16 protein-coding genes and 1 pseudogene are annotated in these 18,389 nt (G+C 73.6%); 11 read left to right on the plus strand and 6 right to left on the minus strand.

From position 1 onward, the window contains the following. Positions 1-9: 9 nt before the first annotated feature. From ACIQ5Y_RS25795 to ACIQ5Y_RS25805, 3 genes are all read right to left on the minus strand, one after another. Positions 10-1,269, minus strand: a complete 1,260-nt coding sequence (locus tag ACIQ5Y_RS25795) for a TerD family protein (RefSeq protein WP_403884943.1) — start codon at positions 1,267-1,269, stop codon at positions 10-12. Positions 1,270-1,321: 52 nt separating this feature from the next. Continuing rightward, positions 1,322-1,543: a hypothetical protein gene (locus ACIQ5Y_RS25800; RefSeq protein ID WP_403884946.1), complete on the minus strand. Its 222-nt coding sequence runs from the start codon at positions 1,541-1,543 to the stop codon at positions 1,322-1,324. Positions 1,544-1,673: 130 nt separating this feature from the next. Next, positions 1,674-3,206: an aldehyde dehydrogenase (NADP(+)) gene (locus tag ACIQ5Y_RS25805; RefSeq protein ID WP_403884949.1), complete on the minus strand. Its 1,533-nt coding sequence runs from the start codon at positions 3,204-3,206 to the stop codon at positions 1,674-1,676. Positions 3,207-3,353: 147 nt separating this feature from the next. On the opposite strand from ACIQ5Y_RS25805, the gene ACIQ5Y_RS25810 reads away from it, so the two are divergent. The 8 genes and pseudogenes from ACIQ5Y_RS25810 to ACIQ5Y_RS25845 all read left to right on the plus strand — a co-directional run bounded on the left by ACIQ5Y_RS25810 (position 3,354) and on the right by ACIQ5Y_RS25845 (position 11,344). Further along, complete coding sequence (locus ACIQ5Y_RS25810) at positions 3,354-4,226, plus strand: IclR family transcriptional regulator (protein ID WP_403884952.1); 873 nt, start codon at positions 3,354-3,356, stop codon at positions 4,224-4,226. Between the two features lie 93 nt (positions 4,227-4,319). Next, complete coding sequence (locus tag ACIQ5Y_RS25815) at positions 4,320-5,420, plus strand: hypothetical protein (protein ID WP_403884955.1); 1,101 nt, start codon at positions 4,320-4,322, stop codon at positions 5,418-5,420. Then, on the plus strand, positions 5,420-6,715 hold the full coding sequence (locus ACIQ5Y_RS25820; RefSeq protein WP_403884958.1) for a sensor histidine kinase: 1,296 nt from the start codon (positions 5,420-5,422) through the stop codon (positions 6,713-6,715). The genes ACIQ5Y_RS25815 and ACIQ5Y_RS25820 overlap by 1 nt, the downstream gene beginning before the upstream one ends. Beyond that, complete coding sequence (locus tag ACIQ5Y_RS25825; protein WP_403884961.1) at positions 6,712-7,386, plus strand: response regulator; 675 nt, start codon at positions 6,712-6,714, stop codon at positions 7,384-7,386. Before ACIQ5Y_RS25820 ends, ACIQ5Y_RS25825 begins: the two co-directional genes overlap by 4 nt. Before the next feature lie 62 nt (positions 7,387-7,448). Continuing rightward, complete coding sequence (locus tag ACIQ5Y_RS25830) at positions 7,449-8,897, plus strand: peptidoglycan D,D-transpeptidase FtsI family protein (RefSeq protein ID WP_403884965.1); 1,449 nt, start codon at positions 7,449-7,451, stop codon at positions 8,895-8,897. A 34-nt stretch (positions 8,898-8,931) separates the two neighbouring features. Beyond that, a pseudogene (locus ACIQ5Y_RS25835) lies at positions 8,932-9,456 on the plus strand (GNAT family N-acetyltransferase); the annotation flags it as partial. Positions 9,457-9,513: 57 nt separating this feature from the next. Beyond that, entirely contained in the window at positions 9,514-10,218 is a 705-nt protein-coding gene (locus ACIQ5Y_RS25840) for a DsbA family oxidoreductase (RefSeq protein WP_403884969.1), read from the plus strand. Positions 10,219-10,288: 70 nt separating this feature from the next. Beyond that, positions 10,289-11,344: an aminotransferase class V-fold PLP-dependent enzyme gene (locus ACIQ5Y_RS25845; RefSeq protein WP_403884972.1), complete on the plus strand. Its 1,056-nt coding sequence runs from the start codon at positions 10,289-10,291 to the stop codon at positions 11,342-11,344. A gap of 39 nt (positions 11,345-11,383) precedes the next feature. Here ACIQ5Y_RS25845 and ACIQ5Y_RS25850 read toward each other — a convergent pair whose 3' ends face one another. Next, positions 11,384-12,469 (minus strand): pyridoxal-phosphate-dependent aminotransferase family protein, encoded by a 1,086-nt coding sequence (locus tag ACIQ5Y_RS25850; protein WP_403884975.1) that lies wholly within the window; start codon positions 12,467-12,469, stop codon positions 11,384-11,386. Between the two features lie 86 nt (positions 12,470-12,555). Here ACIQ5Y_RS25850 and ACIQ5Y_RS25855 point away from each other — a divergent pair, with 86 nt between their 5' ends. Together ACIQ5Y_RS25855 and ACIQ5Y_RS25860 are read left to right on the plus strand one after the other, a co-directional pair. Continuing rightward, complete coding sequence (locus ACIQ5Y_RS25855) at positions 12,556-13,641, plus strand: amidohydrolase family protein (protein WP_403884978.1); 1,086 nt, start codon at positions 12,556-12,558, stop codon at positions 13,639-13,641. Between the two features lie 263 nt (positions 13,642-13,904). Continuing rightward, positions 13,905-14,783: an SCO1860 family LAETG-anchored protein gene (locus ACIQ5Y_RS25860; protein WP_403884981.1), complete on the plus strand. Its 879-nt coding sequence runs from the start codon at positions 13,905-13,907 to the stop codon at positions 14,781-14,783. 12 nt (positions 14,784-14,795) lie between these two features. Here the strand turns inward: ACIQ5Y_RS25860 and ACIQ5Y_RS25865 are convergent, their stop codons facing one another. Continuing rightward, positions 14,796-16,028 carry a CapA family protein gene (locus tag ACIQ5Y_RS25865; RefSeq protein ID WP_403884984.1) on the minus strand — a complete coding sequence of 411 codons (1,233 nt, stop codon included), beginning with the start codon at positions 16,026-16,028 and terminating at the stop codon, positions 14,796-14,798. Between the two features lie 113 nt (positions 16,029-16,141). Then, positions 16,142-17,563 carry an Rv2231c family pyridoxal phosphate-dependent protein CobC gene (cobC, locus tag ACIQ5Y_RS25870; RefSeq protein ID WP_403884987.1) on the minus strand — a complete coding sequence of 474 codons (1,422 nt, stop codon included), beginning with the start codon at positions 17,561-17,563 and terminating at the stop codon, positions 16,142-16,144. 92 nt (positions 17,564-17,655) lie between these two features. On the opposite strand from cobC, the gene ACIQ5Y_RS25875 reads away from it, so the two are divergent. Beyond that, on the plus strand, positions 17,656-18,387 hold the full coding sequence (locus ACIQ5Y_RS25875; RefSeq protein ID WP_403884990.1) for a ZIP family metal transporter: 732 nt from the start codon (positions 17,656-17,658) through the stop codon (positions 18,385-18,387). The last annotated feature ends 2 nt before the right edge of the window (positions 18,388-18,389 follow it).

The following is an 18,389-nucleotide window of genomic DNA, read 5'->3' on the forward strand; positions in this document are numbered from 1 at the left end:
CCCACCTGCTCAGAGTGCCTCTGCGGCGGCCTTGACCATGCCGCGCACTGTGCGCGACTTCACAAACTGGCCCATGGCCGTCATCTCCCACTCGCCGGAGAACTGCTTGATCAGCTTCGCCATCATGACCCCGGTCTGCGGCTCGGCGCCGGTGAGGTCGAAGCGCACCAGCTCTTCCCCGCTCGCCCCGTCGATCAGCCGGCAGTAGGCCTTGGCGACATCGGTGAACTTCTGACCGGAGAAGGAGTTGACCGTGAAGACCAGGCCCGTCGTGTCCGCGGGGAGCCGGCCCAGGTCCACGACGATCACCTCGTCGTCGCCCGCGCCCTCGCCGGTGAGGTTGTCACCCGAGTGCTTGACGGCGCCGCCCAGGATGGACAGCTTGCCGAACCAGCAGTGGTCGATGTGGTTGCGCTGCGGGCCGTAGGCGATCACGGACGCGTCGAGGTCGATGGCGCGGCCGCCGAAGGCCGGCTCCCAGCCCAGGCCCATCTTGACCTGCGAGAGCAGCGGACGGCCGCCCTTGACCAGGGAGACGGTCTGGTTCTTCTGGAGGCTGACCCGGCCCTTGTCCAGGTTGATCTTCCCTCCGGCGCCCGCCGGGGCGGCCGCGGGGACCGGGGCGGGCGGTGCGGGAGGCGCGGCCGGGGCGGGCGTCGTGGCGCCGCCGAGCCAGGGGGAGGCCGGGTAGGAGACGGGCGGGGCCGGGGGCGCGGCGGGCGCCGGGGGCGCGGGCGGGGCTACGGGCGCCGCGGCCGGGGCCGGTTCCTCCTCCACGGAGACCCCGAAGTCGGTGGCGATGCCGGCGAGGCCGTTCGCGTACCCCTGGCCGACCGCGCGCACCTTCCACGCGCCGCCGCGCTGGTAGACCTCGACGACGACGAGCGCCGTCTCCGTGCCCAGCTGCGGCGGGGTGAAGGTGGCGATCACCGAGCCGGCGTCGGCGTTGCGCACGGTGGCGGTGGGCTCGATGCCCTGGAAGGTCTGCCCGGCGGCATCGGGGCTGGCCGTGACCACGATCCGCTCGATGCCCGGGGGCAGCGCGCCGGTGTCGATGGTGATCGAGTCCGGCGCCGCACCCCCGCCGGACCGGTATCCGACACCGGGCCCGGAAGGCTGGTTGAAGAAGATGAAGTCGGCGTCGGAACGCACCTTGCCGTCTGCCGCGAGGAGCAGGGCCGACACGTCGAGGCGCACCGGCGCGGCCACGTCCACCGTCACGCGGACGGCATTGAGCGGCAGGTTCGAACCAGGGGTCATTGCGGTCATGTCGGGAGAACGACCGGAAGGGCTTTGCCGTTCCCTTACCCGGCGCGAGATTTCAGCTCCGGTTACGGGGGTGGTTGCGCGCGACGCGCTCGTTGCCGAACTTGTACGAGCCGGTCCAGCGGGCCATCACGAGCTGTGGGTCCCCGGCTTCCACTTCGGTCAGGAACTTGTCGGCCCGGCTCCCGCGCAGGGTGGCCGCCTCGCGGCCCCGGTGGGTGATGACGACGGAGTCGTCCCTGTGGCGTTCGTACGAAAAACCGTGCGGCTTGGGCATACCCCGGAGCGTGCCCCGCGGGGGGCGGGGCGGGCAACGGGTTTAGCGGCGGCGGCGGCCTGCCACGGCCCCGGCGCCTGCCACGGCCCCGGCCCCGGCGCGGGTGCCGGGGCCGGGGCGCACGTTCGGCTCAGCCGCCCGTCACGCGGCGCGGGAGGCCCAGCGGGTTGGCCTCGCGCAGCTCCGCCGGGAGGAGGGCGTCGGGGACCGACTGGTACGCCACCGGCCGGAGCCAGCGCTCGATCGCGGTCGCACCGACCGACGTCGAGTGGGAGGTCGCCGCCGGGTACGGGCCGCCGTGGTGCTGGGCCGGGGCCACCGCGACGCCGGTCGGCCAGCCGTTGACCACGATCCGACCCGCCAGTTCCGTGACCTGCCCGATCAGCTCGGCGGCCGGACCGGGCGCGCCCGCGGTCTCGGCGGCCGACAACTGGAGGGTGGCGCTCAGGTTCCCGGGGAGCAGCCCGAGCACCGCGCCCGCCTCGCGCTGGTCGGCGTAGCGGACGACGACGGTTACCGGGCCGAAGCACTCCTCCAGCAGGACCTCGTACGCCCCTCCCTCGGCGCCCTCCAGCAAGCGCCGCGCGGGCACGGTCAGGTACCCCGCGCCGACGGTGTGCTCCCCGCCCGAGCCCGGGGTGACGGGCGTGTCGACCCCGGACAGAGCGGCCCGCTCGCGCACCCCCGCGATGAAGTTCTCGCGCATCCGGTGGTCGAGCAGCACCCCCGGCTCGGTCTCCCCGAGCGCCTTGGTCAGCGCGCCGGTCAGCCGGTCGCCGTCCGCGCCCTCGGGCACCAGCACCAGGCCGGGCTTCACGCAGAACTGGCCGACCCCGAGGGTGACCGAGCCCGCGAGTCCGCCGCCGATCTCCTCCGCGCGCTCGGCCGCGGCCGCCGGGGTGACCACGACGGGGTTGAGGGAGCCGAGTTCGCCGTGGAAGGGGATCGGCACGGGTCGTGCGGCGGCCGCGTCGAACAGGGCCCGCCCGCCCCGGACGGAACCGGTGAACCCGGCCGCCGCCACCAGCGGGTGGCGGATGAGCGCCAGCCCGGCGTCGAACCCGTGGACCACGGTCACCACGTCGGCCGGGAGTCCGGACTCGACCGCCGCCCGGCGCAGCAGCGAGGCGCACAGTTCCGAGGTGGCGGGGTGGTCTGGGTGCGCCTTGACGACCACCGGGCAGCCGGCGGCCAGGGCGCTCGCGGTGTCCCCGCCCGGGACGGAGAAGGCCAGCGGGAAGTTGGAGGCCGCGTACACCGCGACCACGCCGAGCGGCACCCTGTAGCGGCGCAGCTCCGGGCGCGGCGGGCTGAGCGAGGGGTCGGCGCGGTCGATGCGGATGTCGAGGTACGCCCCCTCGTCCACGGCGTCGGCGAAGGCGCGCAGCTGGCCGGTGGTGCGGGCGAGTTCGCCGGTGAGCCGGCCGGGGCCGAGCGCGGTCTCCGCGTCGGCGGCCTCGATGACGTGGGCGGCGGACGCGTCGAGCAGTGCTGCGGCGGCGCGCAGGAAGGCGGCGCGGGCGCCGGCGTCGGCGAGGGCCCCACGGGCCGCGTGGGCGGCCCGTACGGCTCCGTCCACCTCCTGGGACGTGGCTTCCACCGCAACCTGCTCGCGCTGCTTCCCGGTGCGGGGGTCCACACTCCAGACTGGTGTCGTTGTCATGGCCCGCTGCCTCCTGGATCGTTCAGTATTCTGAACGCCGTTCCGGTGGATGAATGATCACATCTGCTGCGGACTCTATTTCCGCGTCCTCCGCGTGACAAGGGGCGATCGGATGCGGCCGGAGGCGACCAGAGGGGAAGCGCGCCCATGACGACGACCGAGACGGGGCCACCGGCCCAGGGGACGGCGGCGCAGGGGACGGCGGCGCAGGGGACGGCGGCGCAGGGGACGGCGGCGCAGGGAGCGCCCGGTCAGGGAGTCCCCGGTCAGGGGGCGGCGGTCAAGTCGGCGGTCCGGACCGTCCTGCTGCTGGAGCACTTCGCGGCGCGGCCCGGGCTGCACAGCCTGGCGGACATCCAGAACGACCTCTCGCTGCCCAAGTCCAGCCTGTACATGCTGCTGCGCACGCTGGTGAACCTGGGGTGGGTCGAGACGGACGCCACCGGCACGCGGTACGGCATCGGCGTGCGGGCCCTGCTCGTGGGCAGTTCGTACATCGACGGAGACGAGGTCGTCGCCGCGGCCCGGCCCACCCTGGACCGGCTCTCCGACGACACGACCGAGACCATCCACCTGGCCCGGATGGACGGGACGAGCGTGGTGTACCTGGCCACCCGCCAGTCGCAGCACTACCTGCGGCCCTTCACCCGGGTGGGACGGCGGCTGCCCGTGCACTCGACGGCGCTCGGCAAGGCGCTGCTGGCCACGCACACGGACGAAGAGGTACGGGCGCTGCTGCCGCGGCGGCTGGAGGCGGTCACCGAGCACACCGTCACCGACCGGGAGCGGCTCATCGAGGAGCTGGCGCTGGTCCGGGAGCAGGGGTACGCGGTGGACCGGGAGGAGAACACGCTCGGGCTGCGCTGCTTCGGGGTGGCGATCCCGTACCGGACTCCGGCGCGGGACGCGGTGAGCTGCTCGGTGCCGGTGGCCCGGCTGACGCAGGGGCACGAACAGGTCATCAAGTCGGCGCTGTTCGAGGCGAGGGACCGGCTGTCGGTGGTGACGCGGCGCATGTGAGGCGGTGGAGGGGGAGGTTCCTCCCCCGCCCGGGGGAGGCGGTTCCCCTTGGAGGGGGAGGTGGTGGGGCGGCGTGCGCGGGACCGTTGAGTCATGACCACACGAGCAGTTCACCCGAGGCGCGCGGCGCGGCCGGAGCCGCAGCCGCAGCCGCAGCCAGAGCCGCAGCCAGAGCCGCGGCCGGAGCCGGAGCCGGAGCCGGAGCCGGAGCCGGAGCCGCAGTCCCAGCCCCCGTCCCGGCAGCCCCATCGGTCGACCCGTGTCCTTGGGGCCCGGCGGCAGATCCTGCGGGCGGCCGCCCTGGCCGCCACCGTGCCCTACCTGGCGCTCAAGACCGCCTGGCTGTCGGGGAGCCGGATCGGCATACCGGACGGCAGCGTGCTGCTGGATCCCGAGCCGTTCCTGATGGCGGCGAATGCCGTCACGGTGGCCATGGACGCCTGCGTGATCCTGCTCGTGCTGGTGTTCACCCGGCCCTGGGGCATGCGTGTGCCGGCCTGGCTGCTGGCCGTCCCCGTGTTCGTGGCGACCGGACTGCTGACCCCGATCATCACCGGGTTCCCGGGTCAACTCCTCGTACGCCTGCTGGGCTTCGGGGAGGGTGCCGCCGCCAAGGCGGTGCGCGAGCCCTTCCTGGACCCCTGGGTGTTCAACGTCGTGTACACCGGATTCGCGATCCAAGGACTCGCCCTGGCCGGGCTGTTCGTGCCCTATGCGCGGGAGCGCTGGGGCCGGCGCTGGCAGGGCGTGCTGGGGCAGAGGCTGCCGTCGTCCACGGGGGTGGTGGCGGCGGCCTCGGCAGCGGCCGGCCTGGTGGTCGGGGCGGTGCACGCCTACTGGGCCTTCGGGGGTACGGCGGGGCTGGGGGCGGAGCGGGCCGCGGCCCATTCGGCGGAGACGGCCGTGGTGACCGTGGTCCACGGGGCGTGCGCACTCGCCGCCGGCGCGGGGGCCCTGCTCCTGGCCCGCGGGGGGATGCTGCGGGCGCGGTGGCCGCTCGCCCTCGCCTGGGTCGGCGCGGGGGCCACCCTGGCCTGGGGGGCCTGGATGCTGACCGCCTCGCTGGGGCCGCAGCTGGACGGAGGTGAAGGCCCCCCGGCAGCAGCCTTGTTGACCTACGCTGGCCAGATGATCACCGGATCCCTCGCCGCCGCAGTCCTCACCCGGTTCCTCATATCCCGTCGAGAAGGGTGATGCGCGGCCCGGGCGGGCTGCCGGCCGGTCGGGCGCGGCTGCGGTGGGTGCACCTGATCCTCGGCGGGGCCCTGCTGATGCCGTACTTCTTCGTCGCGGAGGTGGTGGTCGGCATGGCGGCCGGCGGGGTCAACGCCCTCAACTCCTTCCCGCTGGCCCTCGCCTCCTACGCCGCCGCCCTGCCGCTGGTCGCGGCCACCGCCGTCTTCGGGCTGGTGCGGCCGCTGTCGGTGACGGCAGTCCGGGCCATGTGCGGGGTGCCGGGGGACCGGCTGGCGGAGGGGCCGGCCAGATCCTGGGCCGCCCGGGGGAGGACCTCCGCCTGGTGGACCCTGCACCTGGGGGTCGGCGCGGTGGTCAGCGGGCTGACGCTCGCGGTGCCGCCCATGGGCGTCGTGCTGATCGTGCTGCCGTTCGTGAGCGGGCTGAGGGAAGCGGACCTCGGGTTCGGGTGGTTCGCCACCGACGCCCAGCCGTACCTGGCACCGCCGGCCGGGATCGGCCTGCTGGCGGCGCTGGTCCTGCTCGCAGTCGGGGCCGGGGCGCTGCTGGCGCGGATGGCACCCGTACTGCTCGGGCCGACCGCGGCGGACCGGCTGGCGGCAGCCGAGGAACGGGCCGCGGACCTGGCCGTGCGCAACCGGCTGGCCCGGGAGCTGCACGACGCGGTCGGGCACGCGCTGAGCGCCGTCACCCTGCAGGCGGTCGCCGCCCGGCGGGTGCTGGACCGCGACCCCGAGTTCGTGCGGGAGGCGCTGGCCGCCATCGAGGACACCACCCGGCGGACCGTGGGTGAGCTGGACGCCGTACTGGGCCTGCTGCGAGACGGGGACCCGACGCGGCCGGACGCCGCGCCGGCCCCCACCCTGGCCGCCGACCTCGACGGGCTGCTGGCCCGCACCCGGGCGTCCGGCACCACCGTGACCGCCGACCAGGACCCCGGGCCCGTCCTGGAGTGGGCGCAGCTGCCGGCGATCGCCTCCCGCGAGGCCTACCGGATCGTCCAGGAGGGCCTCAGCAACGCACTGCGCCACGGCTCCGGCCCGGTGGAGCTGCGGATCCGCGTACACGAGGGGGAGAACCCCCGACGAGAGGGAACGCACCGTGAACTGGAGATCACCATGACCAATCAGCCCGCCGCGCCCGACGGCCGGGAGCTCCGTACGACCGGGGGCCGGGGCCTGCGCGGCGCGGCCGAACGGGCCGCGCTGCTCGGCGGTGCCATCGAGGCGGGCCCGCACGAAGGCGGCTGGCGGCTGAAGGCCGTCCTCCCGCTGGGGGAGGGGGCCCGATGACCGCGCCGGGCCGGCCCCCGCTGCGGATCGTGCTCTGCGACGACGAGCGGATGGTCCGCACGGCCCTGCGGGTCATCCTCGAAGCCGAACCCGACCTGGAAGTGGTCGGCGAGGCTGCCACCGGCGCCGAGGCGGTCCCGCTGGTCCGCTCGCTGGCCCCCGACGTCGTGCTGATGGACGTCCGCATGCCCGAGATAGACGGGATCCGGGCCACCGAGCAGATCCTCGCCACGATGCCCGAGCCGCCCCGGATCGTGGTCGTCACCACCTTCGAGAACGACGCCTACGTCTATGACGCGCTGCGGGCCGGTGCCTCCGGCTTCCTCCTCAAGCGCGCCGACCCCGACGAGCTGATCGGGGCGGTCCGGCTCGTGGCCCGAGGCGACTCCCTGCTCTTCCCCGCCGCCGTCCGCTCCCTCGCCGCGAGCCAGGCGTCCGGTACCCCGTCCGGCACCGCGCCCTGGGTGTCCCGGCTCACCGAGAGGGAGGCCGACGTACTGCGCCTGATGGCCACGGGACTGTCCAACCACGAGATGAGCGAACGCCTCGGGGTCGGACCGCAGACGGTGAAGACCCATGTCGCGGGGGTCCTCACCAAGACGGGCTCCCGCGACCGCACGCAGGCGGTCATCGCGGCCTACGAGGGGGGCTTCGTCATGAAGAAAAGCTGAGAACCCGGCCACAATCGGGGCAGAGCGGAACGCCCGGAGCGGCTGGGACGTCCTTCTGGGGGATGAACAAGACGATCAGGCGTGCGTCGGTCTTCTGTCTGCTCCTGGTGCTGGCCCTGCTGGTCCGCGTCACCTGGGTGCAGGCATACCAAGGCCAGGCCCTCGCAGACGACGAGCACAACCGGCGGAACCTCATCGGGATGTACGAGAACCCGCTGGGCAACATCATCGTGGGCGGGGAGGCGATCACCGGCTCGGTGAAGACGGGCGGCAAGGACTTCGGGTACAAGCGGACCTACACCGACGGCCCCCTCTACGCACCGATCACCGGCTACAGCTCCCAGGTCTACGGCACGAGCATGCTGGAGGGCATCTACAAGAACATCCTCAACGGCTCCGACAGCCGGCTGAAGACCATGCTGGACACGCTCACCAACAAGCGGGCCGCCCCGGGCAACGTCCTGACCACCATCGACAAGGACGTGCAGAAGGCCGCCTACGACGCCCTCCAGGGCAAGCAGGGCGCCGCCGTGGCCATCGACCCCGCGACGGGCGAGATCCTCGCCGTGGTGAACAACCCCTCCTTCGACCCCGGCCGCATCGCCGGATCCAACGACGAGGAGGCCTGGGCGGAGCTCTCCGCCGACAACGGCAAGGCCATGGAGAACGTGGCGCTGCGCAAGCCCCAGGCGCCCGGCTCCACCTTCAAGCTGGTCACCCTCGCGGCGGCGATCGAGAACGGCCTCGTCACGAACCTGGACCAGCCGACCGGCACCCCCGACCCGTACACGATCCCCGGCACCCGCACCCTGCTGCCCAGCGAGGCGGGCTCCGCGGCCTGCAACAACGCGTCGGCGCGCACCGCGCTGCGGCTGTCCTGCAACAACGTCTTCGCGGAGCTCGCGCACAAGCTCGGCCAGGACAAGATGCGGGCCATGGCCGAGAAGCTCGGCTTCAACACGCAGATCGACACCCCGGTCCGCACCAATCCGCCGAGCAAGTACCCCTCGAAGAAGATGTCCGTCGACCAGGTCGCGCAGACGGGTATCGGCCAGTTCGACGTACAGGCCACCCCGCTCCAGATGGCGATGGTGACGGCGGCGATCGAGAACGGCGGCAAGCTCGTCGCCCCGCACATGGTCTCCGAGGTCACCGACGCGAGCGGCACCGTGCTGCAGAGCTTCAAGGACCCGAAGTCCCAGCAGGTCATGAGCGAGAAGACCGCCTCGATGATCCGGGACGCCATGAGGACGGTCGCCACCGAGGGCGGCGGCAAGCCAGCCCAGGTGTCGGGCGCCGAGGTGGGCGGCAAGACGGGTACCGCCCAGCGAGGTGTCAACAACAGCCTCTCCCCGCTGGCCTGGTTCACCTCGTACGGAAAGGCGGGCGGCAAGCAGATCGCCGTGGCCATCGTGATCGAGAACTCGGACACCGACCGCTCCGAGATCGGCGGCGGCAAGCTGGCGGCCCCCATCGCCCAGAAGATGATGGCGGCCTGGCTCAAGAAGTAGCCGTGGCCGAAGAAGTGGGCAGGTCCGACGCGCCGGGAACCGACACGGGTCCCGGCGCGTTCCCCTTCCCATGATCAGGAGCGCGCAACCCGCCGACCTCGACGCCATCGCAGCCCTCCACGCCAGGGCCCGGGCCACCTACTACCAGGGCCACATCCCGGAGCAGGCCTACGCCGGCGATGCCGAGCTCACCCGCACACGGGAGGCCTGGTCCCGGGCCGTCGCCCGGCCCGCCGCCCAGGGCCGGGTGCTCTGCGCCGAGGAGGACGGCGAGGTCACCGGGGTCGCCGCCTTCCTCACCGCGGACGGCGAGACCACCCTGACCCAGCTCCACGTCGATCCGGTCCACTGGCGCCGAGGTACGGGTGCCGCCCTGCACGGGGCCTGCCTCGACGCCTGGCGCCGCGCCGGAATCAGCCGGGTCCGCCTGGAGGTCTACGAACACAACCTGCGTGCCCAGGCCTTCTACGCCCGCCACGGCTGGCTCCCCGCCCCGGCGGCCGGCCGTACCGGCTCCCACCGCACCCTCTGGCTCACGGTGTCGCCGTCCGGGGAATGAGACGCCCCGGCGAGTGGTTGAAGCGGAAACCGTTCACAACCGGAGAGAAGAAGGAACATGCGCGTCGAGATCTGGAGCGACATCGCCTGCCCGTGGTGCTACATCGGCAAGGCCCGCTTCCACCAGGGGCTGTCCGAGTTCGCCCACCGTGACCAGGTCGAGGTCGTCTTCCGGTCGTTCGAGCTGGACCCCGGCGGCGCCAAGGGCGTGACCGCACCCGTCCTGGAGATGCTCGCCAAGAAGTACGGCCGCACCCTGGACGAGGCGCGCGCCATGGAGGAACACGTCGCGTCCACCGCCCGGGCCGAGGGGCTCGACTACCGCACCGACGGCCGCGACCACGGCAACACCTTCGACATCCACCGCCTGCTGCACCTGGCCGCCGCCCGCGGCCGCCAGGAGGAGCTGCTCGACCTCGCCTTCCGGGCCAACTTCGCCGAGGTCCGCTCCGTCTTCGACCCCGAGGTGCTGGTCGCCCTCGCCGTCGAGGCCGGGCTGGACGAGGCCGAGGCCCGTGCCGTCCTCGCCGACGACTCCGCCTACGCGGACGAGGTGCGGGCCGATGAGCGCGAGGCCGCCGAACTGGGCGCGAACGCCGTGCCGTTCTTCGTCCTCGACCGCCGCTACGGGATCTCCGGCGGGCAGCCGGCCGAGGTGTTCACCCGGGCCCTGGAGCAGGCGTGGGCCGGGCGCGAGGTCGAGGAGCCGACCGCCGCCGAGGCGTGCGAGCCCGACGGGGCGTGCGAGGTCCCCCAGGTATAAGGATCACTTGGAGTGGGCGCAGAAAACTCGGCAATGGACTTTGGGTCGCGGCCGGCGCAGAGTTGACGGCATGGATCTTTCGATCGCCGAAGCGACCCGTGCCGAGTTCGCCCACTCCACCGTCTACCTCAACACCGCCACCTGCGCGGTGCTCCCGCGTTCCGCCGTCGCCGCCGTACGAGGGCTGGCCGAGGCGGCAGCGGCCGGACTCCCCGCCGGATTCGGCGACTTCGACCGAGTGAACCGGGTCCGGGCCGCCTTCGCCAGGCTCGTCGGCGTGGACGCCGGGCGCGTCGCCATCGGCTCGTCCGTCGCCACCCACGTCGGCCTGGTCGCGGCATCGCTGCCGCCGGGCGCCGAGGTCCTGTGCGCGGAGGGCGACTTCGCCTCCGTCATCAACCCCTTCCTGCTCCGTGGAGACCTCAAACTGCGCTTCGCGCCGCTCGAAGCCCTCGCCGAGGCCGTCGGCCCGGACACCGCCCTGGTCCCGGTCAGCGCCGTGCAGTCGGCGGACGGCAGGATCGCCGACCTGGCCGCCGTTCGCGCGGCGACGGCGGCGCACGGGGCCCGGATGCTCGTGGACGCGACCCAGGCGGCGGGCTGGCTCCCCTTCGACGCGTCGCCGTACGACTACACCGTCACCGCCGGCTACAAGTGGTTGCTCGGCGGCCGAGGCGCCTCCTACCTCACCGTGTCGCAGGAGGCCCAGCAGTGCCTGGTCCCGCTGCACGCCGGATGGGTGGCGGCCGAGTCGATGTGGGACGCCACCTACGGCCCCATGCCGCAACTGGCCGCGGACGCCCGCCGGTTCGACGAATCCCCGGCCTTCCTCGCCTACCACGCGGCCGAACCCTCGCTGGCCCTGCTGGAGCGGATCGGCATCGAGGCCGTCCACGCCCACGACACCGCCCTGGCCGCCCGCTACCGGGCCGGCCTCGCCCGCCTCGGCCACGAGCCCGTGCCCGGGGAGGCCGCCATCGTCTCGGTGCCGGGTCTCGCCGACCGCGGGCCGGCCCTGCTGGCCGCAGGCATCGCCACCTCCGCCCGAGCGGGCGCCCTGCGGGCCTCGTTCCACTTCTACAACACAGAGGCGGACGTGGACCGGCTCCTCGACGCCCTGTCCTGACCGCTACCGCTACTGCTACTGCTACTGCTACTGCTACTGCTACCGCGCCCGTACGGCCGCCCAGGCCGACTCCGCCGCGGCCAGTGCCGGCTCCGGCTCGGCCCCCACGGCAGCCGCGAGCGCCGTCAGGGAGGCGCGGACCACCGGAAGCGAGGCCGCCGGACCGTAGTGGTTGACCCGGATCATCTCCCGCGCCAGTGCCCCGCCGCCCGCGGCGAGCGGCGCCGCCGGGTCCGCCACCAGGGCCTTTGCCACCACCAGCGAGGCATCCTCCGCCCGCAGGGTGGTGGCCACCGGCGCGGCCTCCGCCGCCCGGCCCACGTACGGGGCGAGCCCCAGCAGGGCGGCCCCCGCGCGGGTCGCCGCGGCGGCGGCAGCGTGCCGGGCCGTCACCGCGGACAGGCCCTCGTCCGCGATCCGGTCCAGGCAGGCCTCCAGCGCCAGCATCTCCAGCTGCGCGGGGGCGTGCGGCAGCGCCCCCCGCCCGGTGTCGATCCAGCGTTCCTTCCAGTCGAGGAGCGAGAGGTAGGAGCGGCGCGGAGCCGCCGGGTTCCCGGCGAACCGGGCCCACGCACGGTCCGAGACCGACACCGCCGACACCCCGGCCGGGCCGCCCATCGCCTTCTGCGCGCCGATCACGCACAGGTCCACGCCCCACGCGTCGACCAGCAGCGGCTCCGCGCCGACCGAGGCCACCGCGTCCACCATGAACAGCGCGCCGTGCTCCCGTACGGCCTCGCCGATCTCCGCGACCGGGTTCGTGTTCCCCGTCGCCGCCTCCGCGTGGACCAGCGAGACGAAGTCGATCTCCGGGTGCCCGGCCAGCGCACGCGCGACCTCCTCGGCCGTCACGGCGGTGTCGAAGGGGACCTCCAGGTCCACCACGCCCGCCCCGCAGTCGCGCAGCCAGTTGCCGAACGTGGTCCCGTACGGCCCGGTGACCACGTTCAGCGCGGTCGAACCGGGCCGGGCGCCCGAGCGGATGCACCCCTCCAGAGGCAGCAGCGCCTCGCCCTGGGTGATCACCACGTCGTGCCGAGTGGAGAGCAGCTCCGCGACCCCCCGTTCGATCGACGCGAAACGCTCCGCGGTCAGCGGCGGGAGGTCCAGGAGGGGGTGGGACACGTGGGGGCTTCTCTCTTCGTCCGGGGTGTCCGGATACGTCCGGCGATACCTCCAGAGCCTACCGAGCACGCGGTTACAGTGCCGACATGAGCGATGTGCTGCACGTGAAGGGGCGGGTCCTCGTCGGTCCCGACGAGGTCCGCGACGAGCTCTGGGTGATCGGCGGGAAGGTCTCGTACGAGCGCCCGCGCACCGCCCGCGAGGTCACCACGGTGACGGGCTGGGCCCTGCCCGGTCTGGTCGACGCGCACTGCCACGTGGGGCTCGACGCCCACGGCGCGGTCGACGCCGAGACCGCGGAACGCCAGGCCCTCGCCGACCGCGACGCCGGCACCCTCCTCATCCGCGACGCCGGATCGCCGTCCGACACCCGCTGGGTCGACGACCGCGAGGACCTCCCGAAGATCATCCGGGCGGGCCGGCACATCGCGCGCACCCGCCGCTACATCCGCAACTACGCGCACGAGATCGAGCCGGCCGACCTCGTCGAGTACGTGGGCCGCGAGGCCCGGCGCGGCGACGGCTGGGTCAAGCTGGTCGGGGACTGGATCGACCGGGACGCCGGGGACCTCACGGCCTGCTGGCCGCGCGCCGAGGTCGAGGCCGCCATCGCCGAGGCACACCGGCTGGGAGCCCGGGTCACGGCCCACTGCTTCGCCGAGGACTCGCTGCGCGACCTGGTCGAGGCGGGCATCGACTGCATCGAACACGCCACCGGCCTCACCGAGGACACCATCCCGCTGTTCGCCGAGCGCGGGGTGGCGATCGTTCCGACGCTCGTGAACATCGCGACCTTCCCGAAGCTGGCCGCCGGCGGCGAGGCGAAGTTCCCGCGCTGGTCGGCGCACATGCGGCGGCTCCACGAACGGCGCTACGACACCGTCCGCGCGGCCTACGACGCCGGCATCGAGGTGTACGTGGGCACCGACGCGGGCGGCTCCCTGCCGCACGGCCTGGTCGCGGCCGAGGTCGCGGAGCTGGTCAAGGCCGGGATCCCCGCCCTGGACGCCCTCTCGGCCACGGCCTGGGCCGCACGCGAATGGCTCGGCAGGCCGGGCCTCGCCGAGGGCGCGCCGGCCGACCTCGTGGTCTACGGCAGCGATCCGAGGACCGACGTGCGGGTGCTCGCCGAGCCGCTGCGGGTGGTGGTGAACGGCAAGGTCCGCTCCTGAGCGCCCGGTTGACGGCAGACGTGACATCCGCGCAACCCGGTCGTTGAACATGCCCCCGTCTGGGACGGAAGTGAACCCCCGTTCCTCACGAGACGTGAAGAATCGAAAATGCGCCCGGAAACCACCCTTTGGGGTGAAGTGACGCCAGGTGCCCACCCGTTCACCCACAGTGCGTAAAGATTCCGAGGGTAGAGGCCGTCGGCGCCCGCGATGTCCCCCATTGGCGGCGTGACGGCACCCATCTCCTCGGGGGTTCCACCACCTTGAACCGCAATACCTTCCGCATGCCCGCGGCCGTCCTCCTCGCCACGGGAGTGGTCGCCCTGCTCACCGCGCCGCCCGCCTTCGCCACGGGAGGCGGCGAGGGCAAGGCGGGCGCCGTCGTCCTGAGCGCCGGACTGGACGTCGGCCTGCTCAACAAGACCGTGCACGTCCCGCTGAAAGCGACGCTCAACGAGGTGAACGCCCCCGCGACGGCGCAGAAGACGGCGCTGACCGTCACCCTCGACGGGGTCGAGGGCGGAGCGCCGGTCAGCGTGCTGCGCGCCGATGTGGCCACCTCCAAGGCGACCGCCGACAAGAACCGGGCCGAAGCCGAGGCCAACCTCGCGAAGGCCAGGGTGCACGTGCCGGGCCTGCCCGCGCTCTCCCTCATCGAGGTGGAGAAGGTCACCTCCAAGGCCGTCTGCGAGGCCGGGAAGCAGCCGGTGGCCACCTCGAACGTCCTCGGGACGGTGACCGCGCTCGGCAAGAAGACCACCGTGACCGCCGGTGGCCCCGCGACCAAGGTCGAGGTCCCCGGGGTGGGCCTGGTCACCCTGGAGCTGTCCGGCACGCGGACCACCTCCACGACGGCCGCGGCGACCGCGCTCCGACTGAAGGTGTCCGTGAACCCGCTGGAACTCAACGTGGCCGAGGTGGAGGGGGAGATCGTGCTGGCGGAGGCGCACTGCGAGTCCCCGGCCGCGCCGGCGCCGAAGCCCGACGTCAAGCCGCAGACCACCGCCGCCACCGCCACCAACGCCAACCTCGCCGAGACGGGCGGCGGTTCGCCGACCCCGTACGTCGCGGGCGGCGCGCTGGTCCTGCTCGGCATCGGGGCGACCGCGCTCGTCGTGACCCGGCGCGGCCGCACCTCGTGACGGGCCCACGGGTCACCGGGCGGCGTGCACCAACCCCTGCTTGTCGGCTCCGCGCGACAGCACGGCGGCGCTGACCTGCTTGTCGACGGCCGCGTACGTGGACTGCTTGGCCGCGCCCAACTCCGGGTCGGCAGGAGCGCAGGAGGCGCAGACGACACGGAAGGGCGGGTTCATGTCCGAGTACTGCGTGAGGTACTCGGCCTTGGTCACCTCCCAGCGGCCGGGGTGGGCGGCCGCCGGGGCGAAGGTGAAGCGCGGGATCGAGGACATGTTGCCGCGCGCCTTGTCGGCCTCGTAGAAGCTGGCGACCTGGTCGCCCATGCCGTAGACGACCCAGGTCCCGTTGACCTTCTCGTACGGCTGCGGCACGTGGTTGTGCGTGCCGAGGATCAGGTCGAGGTCGGGGAGCCCGTCCGGGCCGCGCGAGGCCGTGAGTGCCTGCGCCAGTTCGAGCTGCTGTTTGTCCGGGGCCGTCTGCCACTCGGTGCCCCAGTGGACGCTGAGGACGACGACGTTCGCGCCGGCCGCCCGGGCGGCGCGGGCGTCGGCGATGATCCGGTTCTGGTCGAGCAGGTTGACGGACCAGGGCTTGCCGGCCGGGACCGGGATGCCGTTCGTCCCGTACGTGTAGTCCAGCTGGGCGACCTTCGCGCCGCCGGCCGAGAGCACGGCCGGGGCATTGGCCTCCTCGGCGCTGCGGGCCGAGCCGACGTGCTTGATGCCGACCCTGTCCAGATGCTCCAGGGTGCGGACGAGGCCGTCGTAGCCGTCGTCCAGGGTGTGGTTCGAGCCGGTCGAGCAGCTGTCGTAGCCGGCGTCCTTCAGGGCGTCGGCCAACTGGTGCGGGGCCTTGAACGCGGGGTATCCGGTGTAGGGGCCGCCGGGCCGGCCGTACGGTATCTCGTGGTGGCATATCGCCAGGTCGGCCGCGGCCACCAGGGGCTTGACCCCCGCGAATATCTTGCGGAAGTCGTGGCTCTGGCCGCTGCCCTGCGCGTCGTCCGCGGCCCGCTGGACGATCGACGGGTAGGGGATGATGTCGCCGGTCGCCACGAGCGTGAACGGCTTGGCACCGGCGGGCGTCTTCGCACTCGCCTTGCCCGTGCCCGCCCCGCCCTGCTCGGCCCCGAGCCGCTGCTCGCCGGCGTCCTTGCCGTGGTCGAACAGGCTCGGCCCGGCCAGGACCCCGCCGGCCACGGCCGCCACGGCGACCGCGGCCAGGCCGGCTTTCACCTTCGTGTTCATTTCCGCCCCCCGGCGTTTTACCCGCTGATGCCAAGATCATCGCCTACCTCGGCTCCCCCCGCCAACGGAGCGCCGGCCTCCGGATGTCCCCGGCATCGCGGGTCGCCAGGCGCTCAGCCTGCGGTCAGCGCCAACGCGTGGTCGAAGGCCTGGAGCAGACGCCCCGTCGTCGCCCGGTCCCGGACCGCCAGGCGGAGCCAGGAGTCGTCCAGGCCGGGGAAGGTGTCCCCGCGGCGGACCGCGAAGCCCAGCGCGCGCAGCCGCCTCCGGACCTCCGCCGCGCCCGCCATCCGGATCAGGACGAACGGGCCCTCCGCCACACCCACCACCGACACCTCGTCGAACTCCGCCAGGCCGGCCAGCAGGTGTTCCCGGTCCACCGCGATCCGCCGGGCCGCGGCCTCCGCCTCCGCCAGCGCCGACGGGGTCACGCAGGCCTCCGCCGCCACCAGCGCCGGGGTCGACACCGGCCACAGCGGCTGCGCCGCGGCCAGCTTCGCGATGACCTCCGGCTCGGCCAGTACGTAGCCGATCCGCAGGCCCGCCAGCCCCCAGGTCTTCGTCAGGCTCCGCAGCACCACCAGCCCCGGCACATCGGTCCGCCCCGCCAAAGCCTCCCGTTCGCCGGGGACGGCGTCCATGAACGCCTCGTCGACCACCAGCGTCCGCCCCGGCCGGGCCAGCGCGGCCAGCGTCGCCGCCGGGTGCAGGATCGACGTCGGGTTGGTGGGGTTGCCCACCACCACCAGGTCGGCCTCCTCCGGCACCGCCGCAGGGTCCAGCCGGAATCCGTCCTCCGCCTTCAGCAGCACCCGCTCCACCCGGTGCCCCGCATCCCGCAAGGCCGCCTCCGGCTCGGTGAACTGCGGATGCACCACCACCGGCCGCACGGCCCCCAGCGCCCGCGCGATCAGTACGAACGCCTCCGCCGCCCCGGCCGTCAGCAGCACCCGCTCGACCGGCAGCCCGTGCCGCGCCGCCACCGCCGCACGCGCGGACCGGCCGTCCGGGTACGCGGCGAGATCCCCCAGCGAGGCGGCGATCCGCTGCTTGAGCCACTCCGGGGGTGTGTCCGACCGCACGTTCACCGCCAGGTCCACCAGCCCCGAGCCCGCGTCGATCACCTCCGCGTCCCCGTGGTGCCGCAGGTCGTGCGCCTGCGCCGTCGCGACCGCGCAGGTCGCCGCCACCGACCGCCGCTTCGGTACGAGGAGTTCGCCGCCCGCCGCCAGCGCCGCGGCCTCCGCCACCGAGGGGGTGCCGGCCGCCGTGCGCGCCGCGTCCGAGGGGTGCGGCACCGTGATCGCGGCCAACTGCTCGGCGGGATAGCCGACCAGCGGTACGCCGAAACGTTCCGCCGCACCCGCTATCCCCGCCTCGGCCGCCTTCGACTCCACCGTGGCCAGCGCCGTCACCGCCTCCGAGGTCAGCCCGGCCCCGCGCAGCGTCTCCTCCACCAGGGCGCAGACCTCCGCGACGGAGACCCCCGCCCGTCCGCCGACCCCGACCACCAGCCGCGTCACGTACTCGCCCACCGGGGATCCTCCCTCCGTATCGTCAACAATCCGCCGCTCGCCACCCGCGCGCGGACGTGCGCGCGGCGCGGGGAGTCGGTATTCAGGGCCACATGGCCGTGATCGTGGCGTTGGGTGCGTTCCTGATGACGCTGGCGGGCGGATGGGCGGCGCAGCGCGTCACCGACCGCCGCCACCTCGTGCTGGGCCTCGCCGGCGGGCTGATGCTCGGCGTGGTCGGGCTCGACCTGCTCCCCGAGGCCCTGCACGCGGCGGGCGAGGAGTTCCTCGGCGTCCCGCTCGCCCTGCTGCTCTTCGTGGCCGGGTTCCTCGTCGCGCACGTCGCAGAACGGCTCCTGGCCGTACGCCATGCCTCGCACGGCGCCGAGAACGGCCATGGCCACCGCGTCCCCCAGGTCGGCCTCACCGCGGCGGCGGCCATGGTCGGCCACAGCCTCGCCGACGGCGTGGCCCTGGGCGCCGCCTTCCAGGTCGGCGGAGGGATGGGGGTGGCCGTGGCGCTGGCCGTCATCACCCACGACTTCGCCGACGGGTTCAACACGTACACGCTGACGAGCCTCTACGGCAACGACCGCCGAAAGGCCCGGCTGATGCTCTTCGCGGACGCCGTCGCCCCCGTAGTGGGCGCGGCGTCCACTCTGCTGTTCACCCTTCCGGAGGAACCCCTCGGCGCGTACCTCGGCTTCTTCGGAGGGGTCCTGCTGTACCTGGCCGCCGCCGAGATCCTGCCCGAGGCCCACCACAAGCACCCCGCCCTGTCCACGCTGCTGTGCACCGTGGGCGGGGTGGCCGGGATCTGGCTCGTGGTGGGCATCGCGGACTGATC

Source organism: Streptomyces sp. NPDC096339, assembly GCF_044762985.1.
Lineage (GTDB): Bacteria > Actinomycetota > Actinomycetes > Streptomycetales > Streptomycetaceae > Streptomyces.

Coding starts and splice junctions, on each gene's coding strand:
- ACIQ5Y_RS25855 (WP_403884978.1), top strand. CDS start 12,556: ATGAGCGATGTGCTGCACGTGAAGGGGCGGGTCCTCGTCGGTCCCGAC.
- ACIQ5Y_RS25810 (WP_403884952.1), top strand. CDS start 3,354: ATGACGACGACCGAGACGGGGCCACCGGCCCAGGGGACGGCGGCGCAG.
- ACIQ5Y_RS25825 (WP_403884961.1), top strand. CDS start 6,712: ATGACCGCGCCGGGCCGGCCCCCGCTGCGGATCGTGCTCTGCGACGAC.
- ACIQ5Y_RS25820 (WP_403884958.1), top strand. CDS start 5,420: ATGCGCGGCCCGGGCGGGCTGCCGGCCGGTCGGGCGCGGCTGCGGTGG.
- ACIQ5Y_RS25800 (WP_403884946.1), bottom strand. CDS start 1,543: ATGCCCAAGCCGCACGGTTTTTCGTACGAACGCCACAGGGACGACTCC.
- ACIQ5Y_RS25875 (WP_403884990.1), top strand. CDS start 17,656: ATGGCCGTGATCGTGGCGTTGGGTGCGTTCCTGATGACGCTGGCGGGC.
- ACIQ5Y_RS25865 (WP_403884984.1), bottom strand. CDS start 16,028: ATGAACACGAAGGTGAAAGCCGGCCTGGCCGCGGTCGCCGTGGCGGCC.
- ACIQ5Y_RS25795 (WP_403884943.1), bottom strand. CDS start 1,269: ATGACCGCAATGACCCCTGGTTCGAACCTGCCGCTCAATGCCGTCCGC.
- ACIQ5Y_RS25830 (WP_403884965.1), top strand. CDS start 7,449: ATGAACAAGACGATCAGGCGTGCGTCGGTCTTCTGTCTGCTCCTGGTG.
- ACIQ5Y_RS25805 (WP_403884949.1), bottom strand. CDS start 3,206: ATGACAACGACACCAGTCTGGAGTGTGGACCCCCGCACCGGGAAGCAG.
- ACIQ5Y_RS25815 (WP_403884955.1), top strand. CDS start 4,320: ATGACCACACGAGCAGTTCACCCGAGGCGCGCGGCGCGGCCGGAGCCG.
- ACIQ5Y_RS25845 (WP_403884972.1), top strand. CDS start 10,289: ATGGATCTTTCGATCGCCGAAGCGACCCGTGCCGAGTTCGCCCACTCC.
- ACIQ5Y_RS25840 (WP_403884969.1), top strand. CDS start 9,514: ATGCGCGTCGAGATCTGGAGCGACATCGCCTGCCCGTGGTGCTACATC.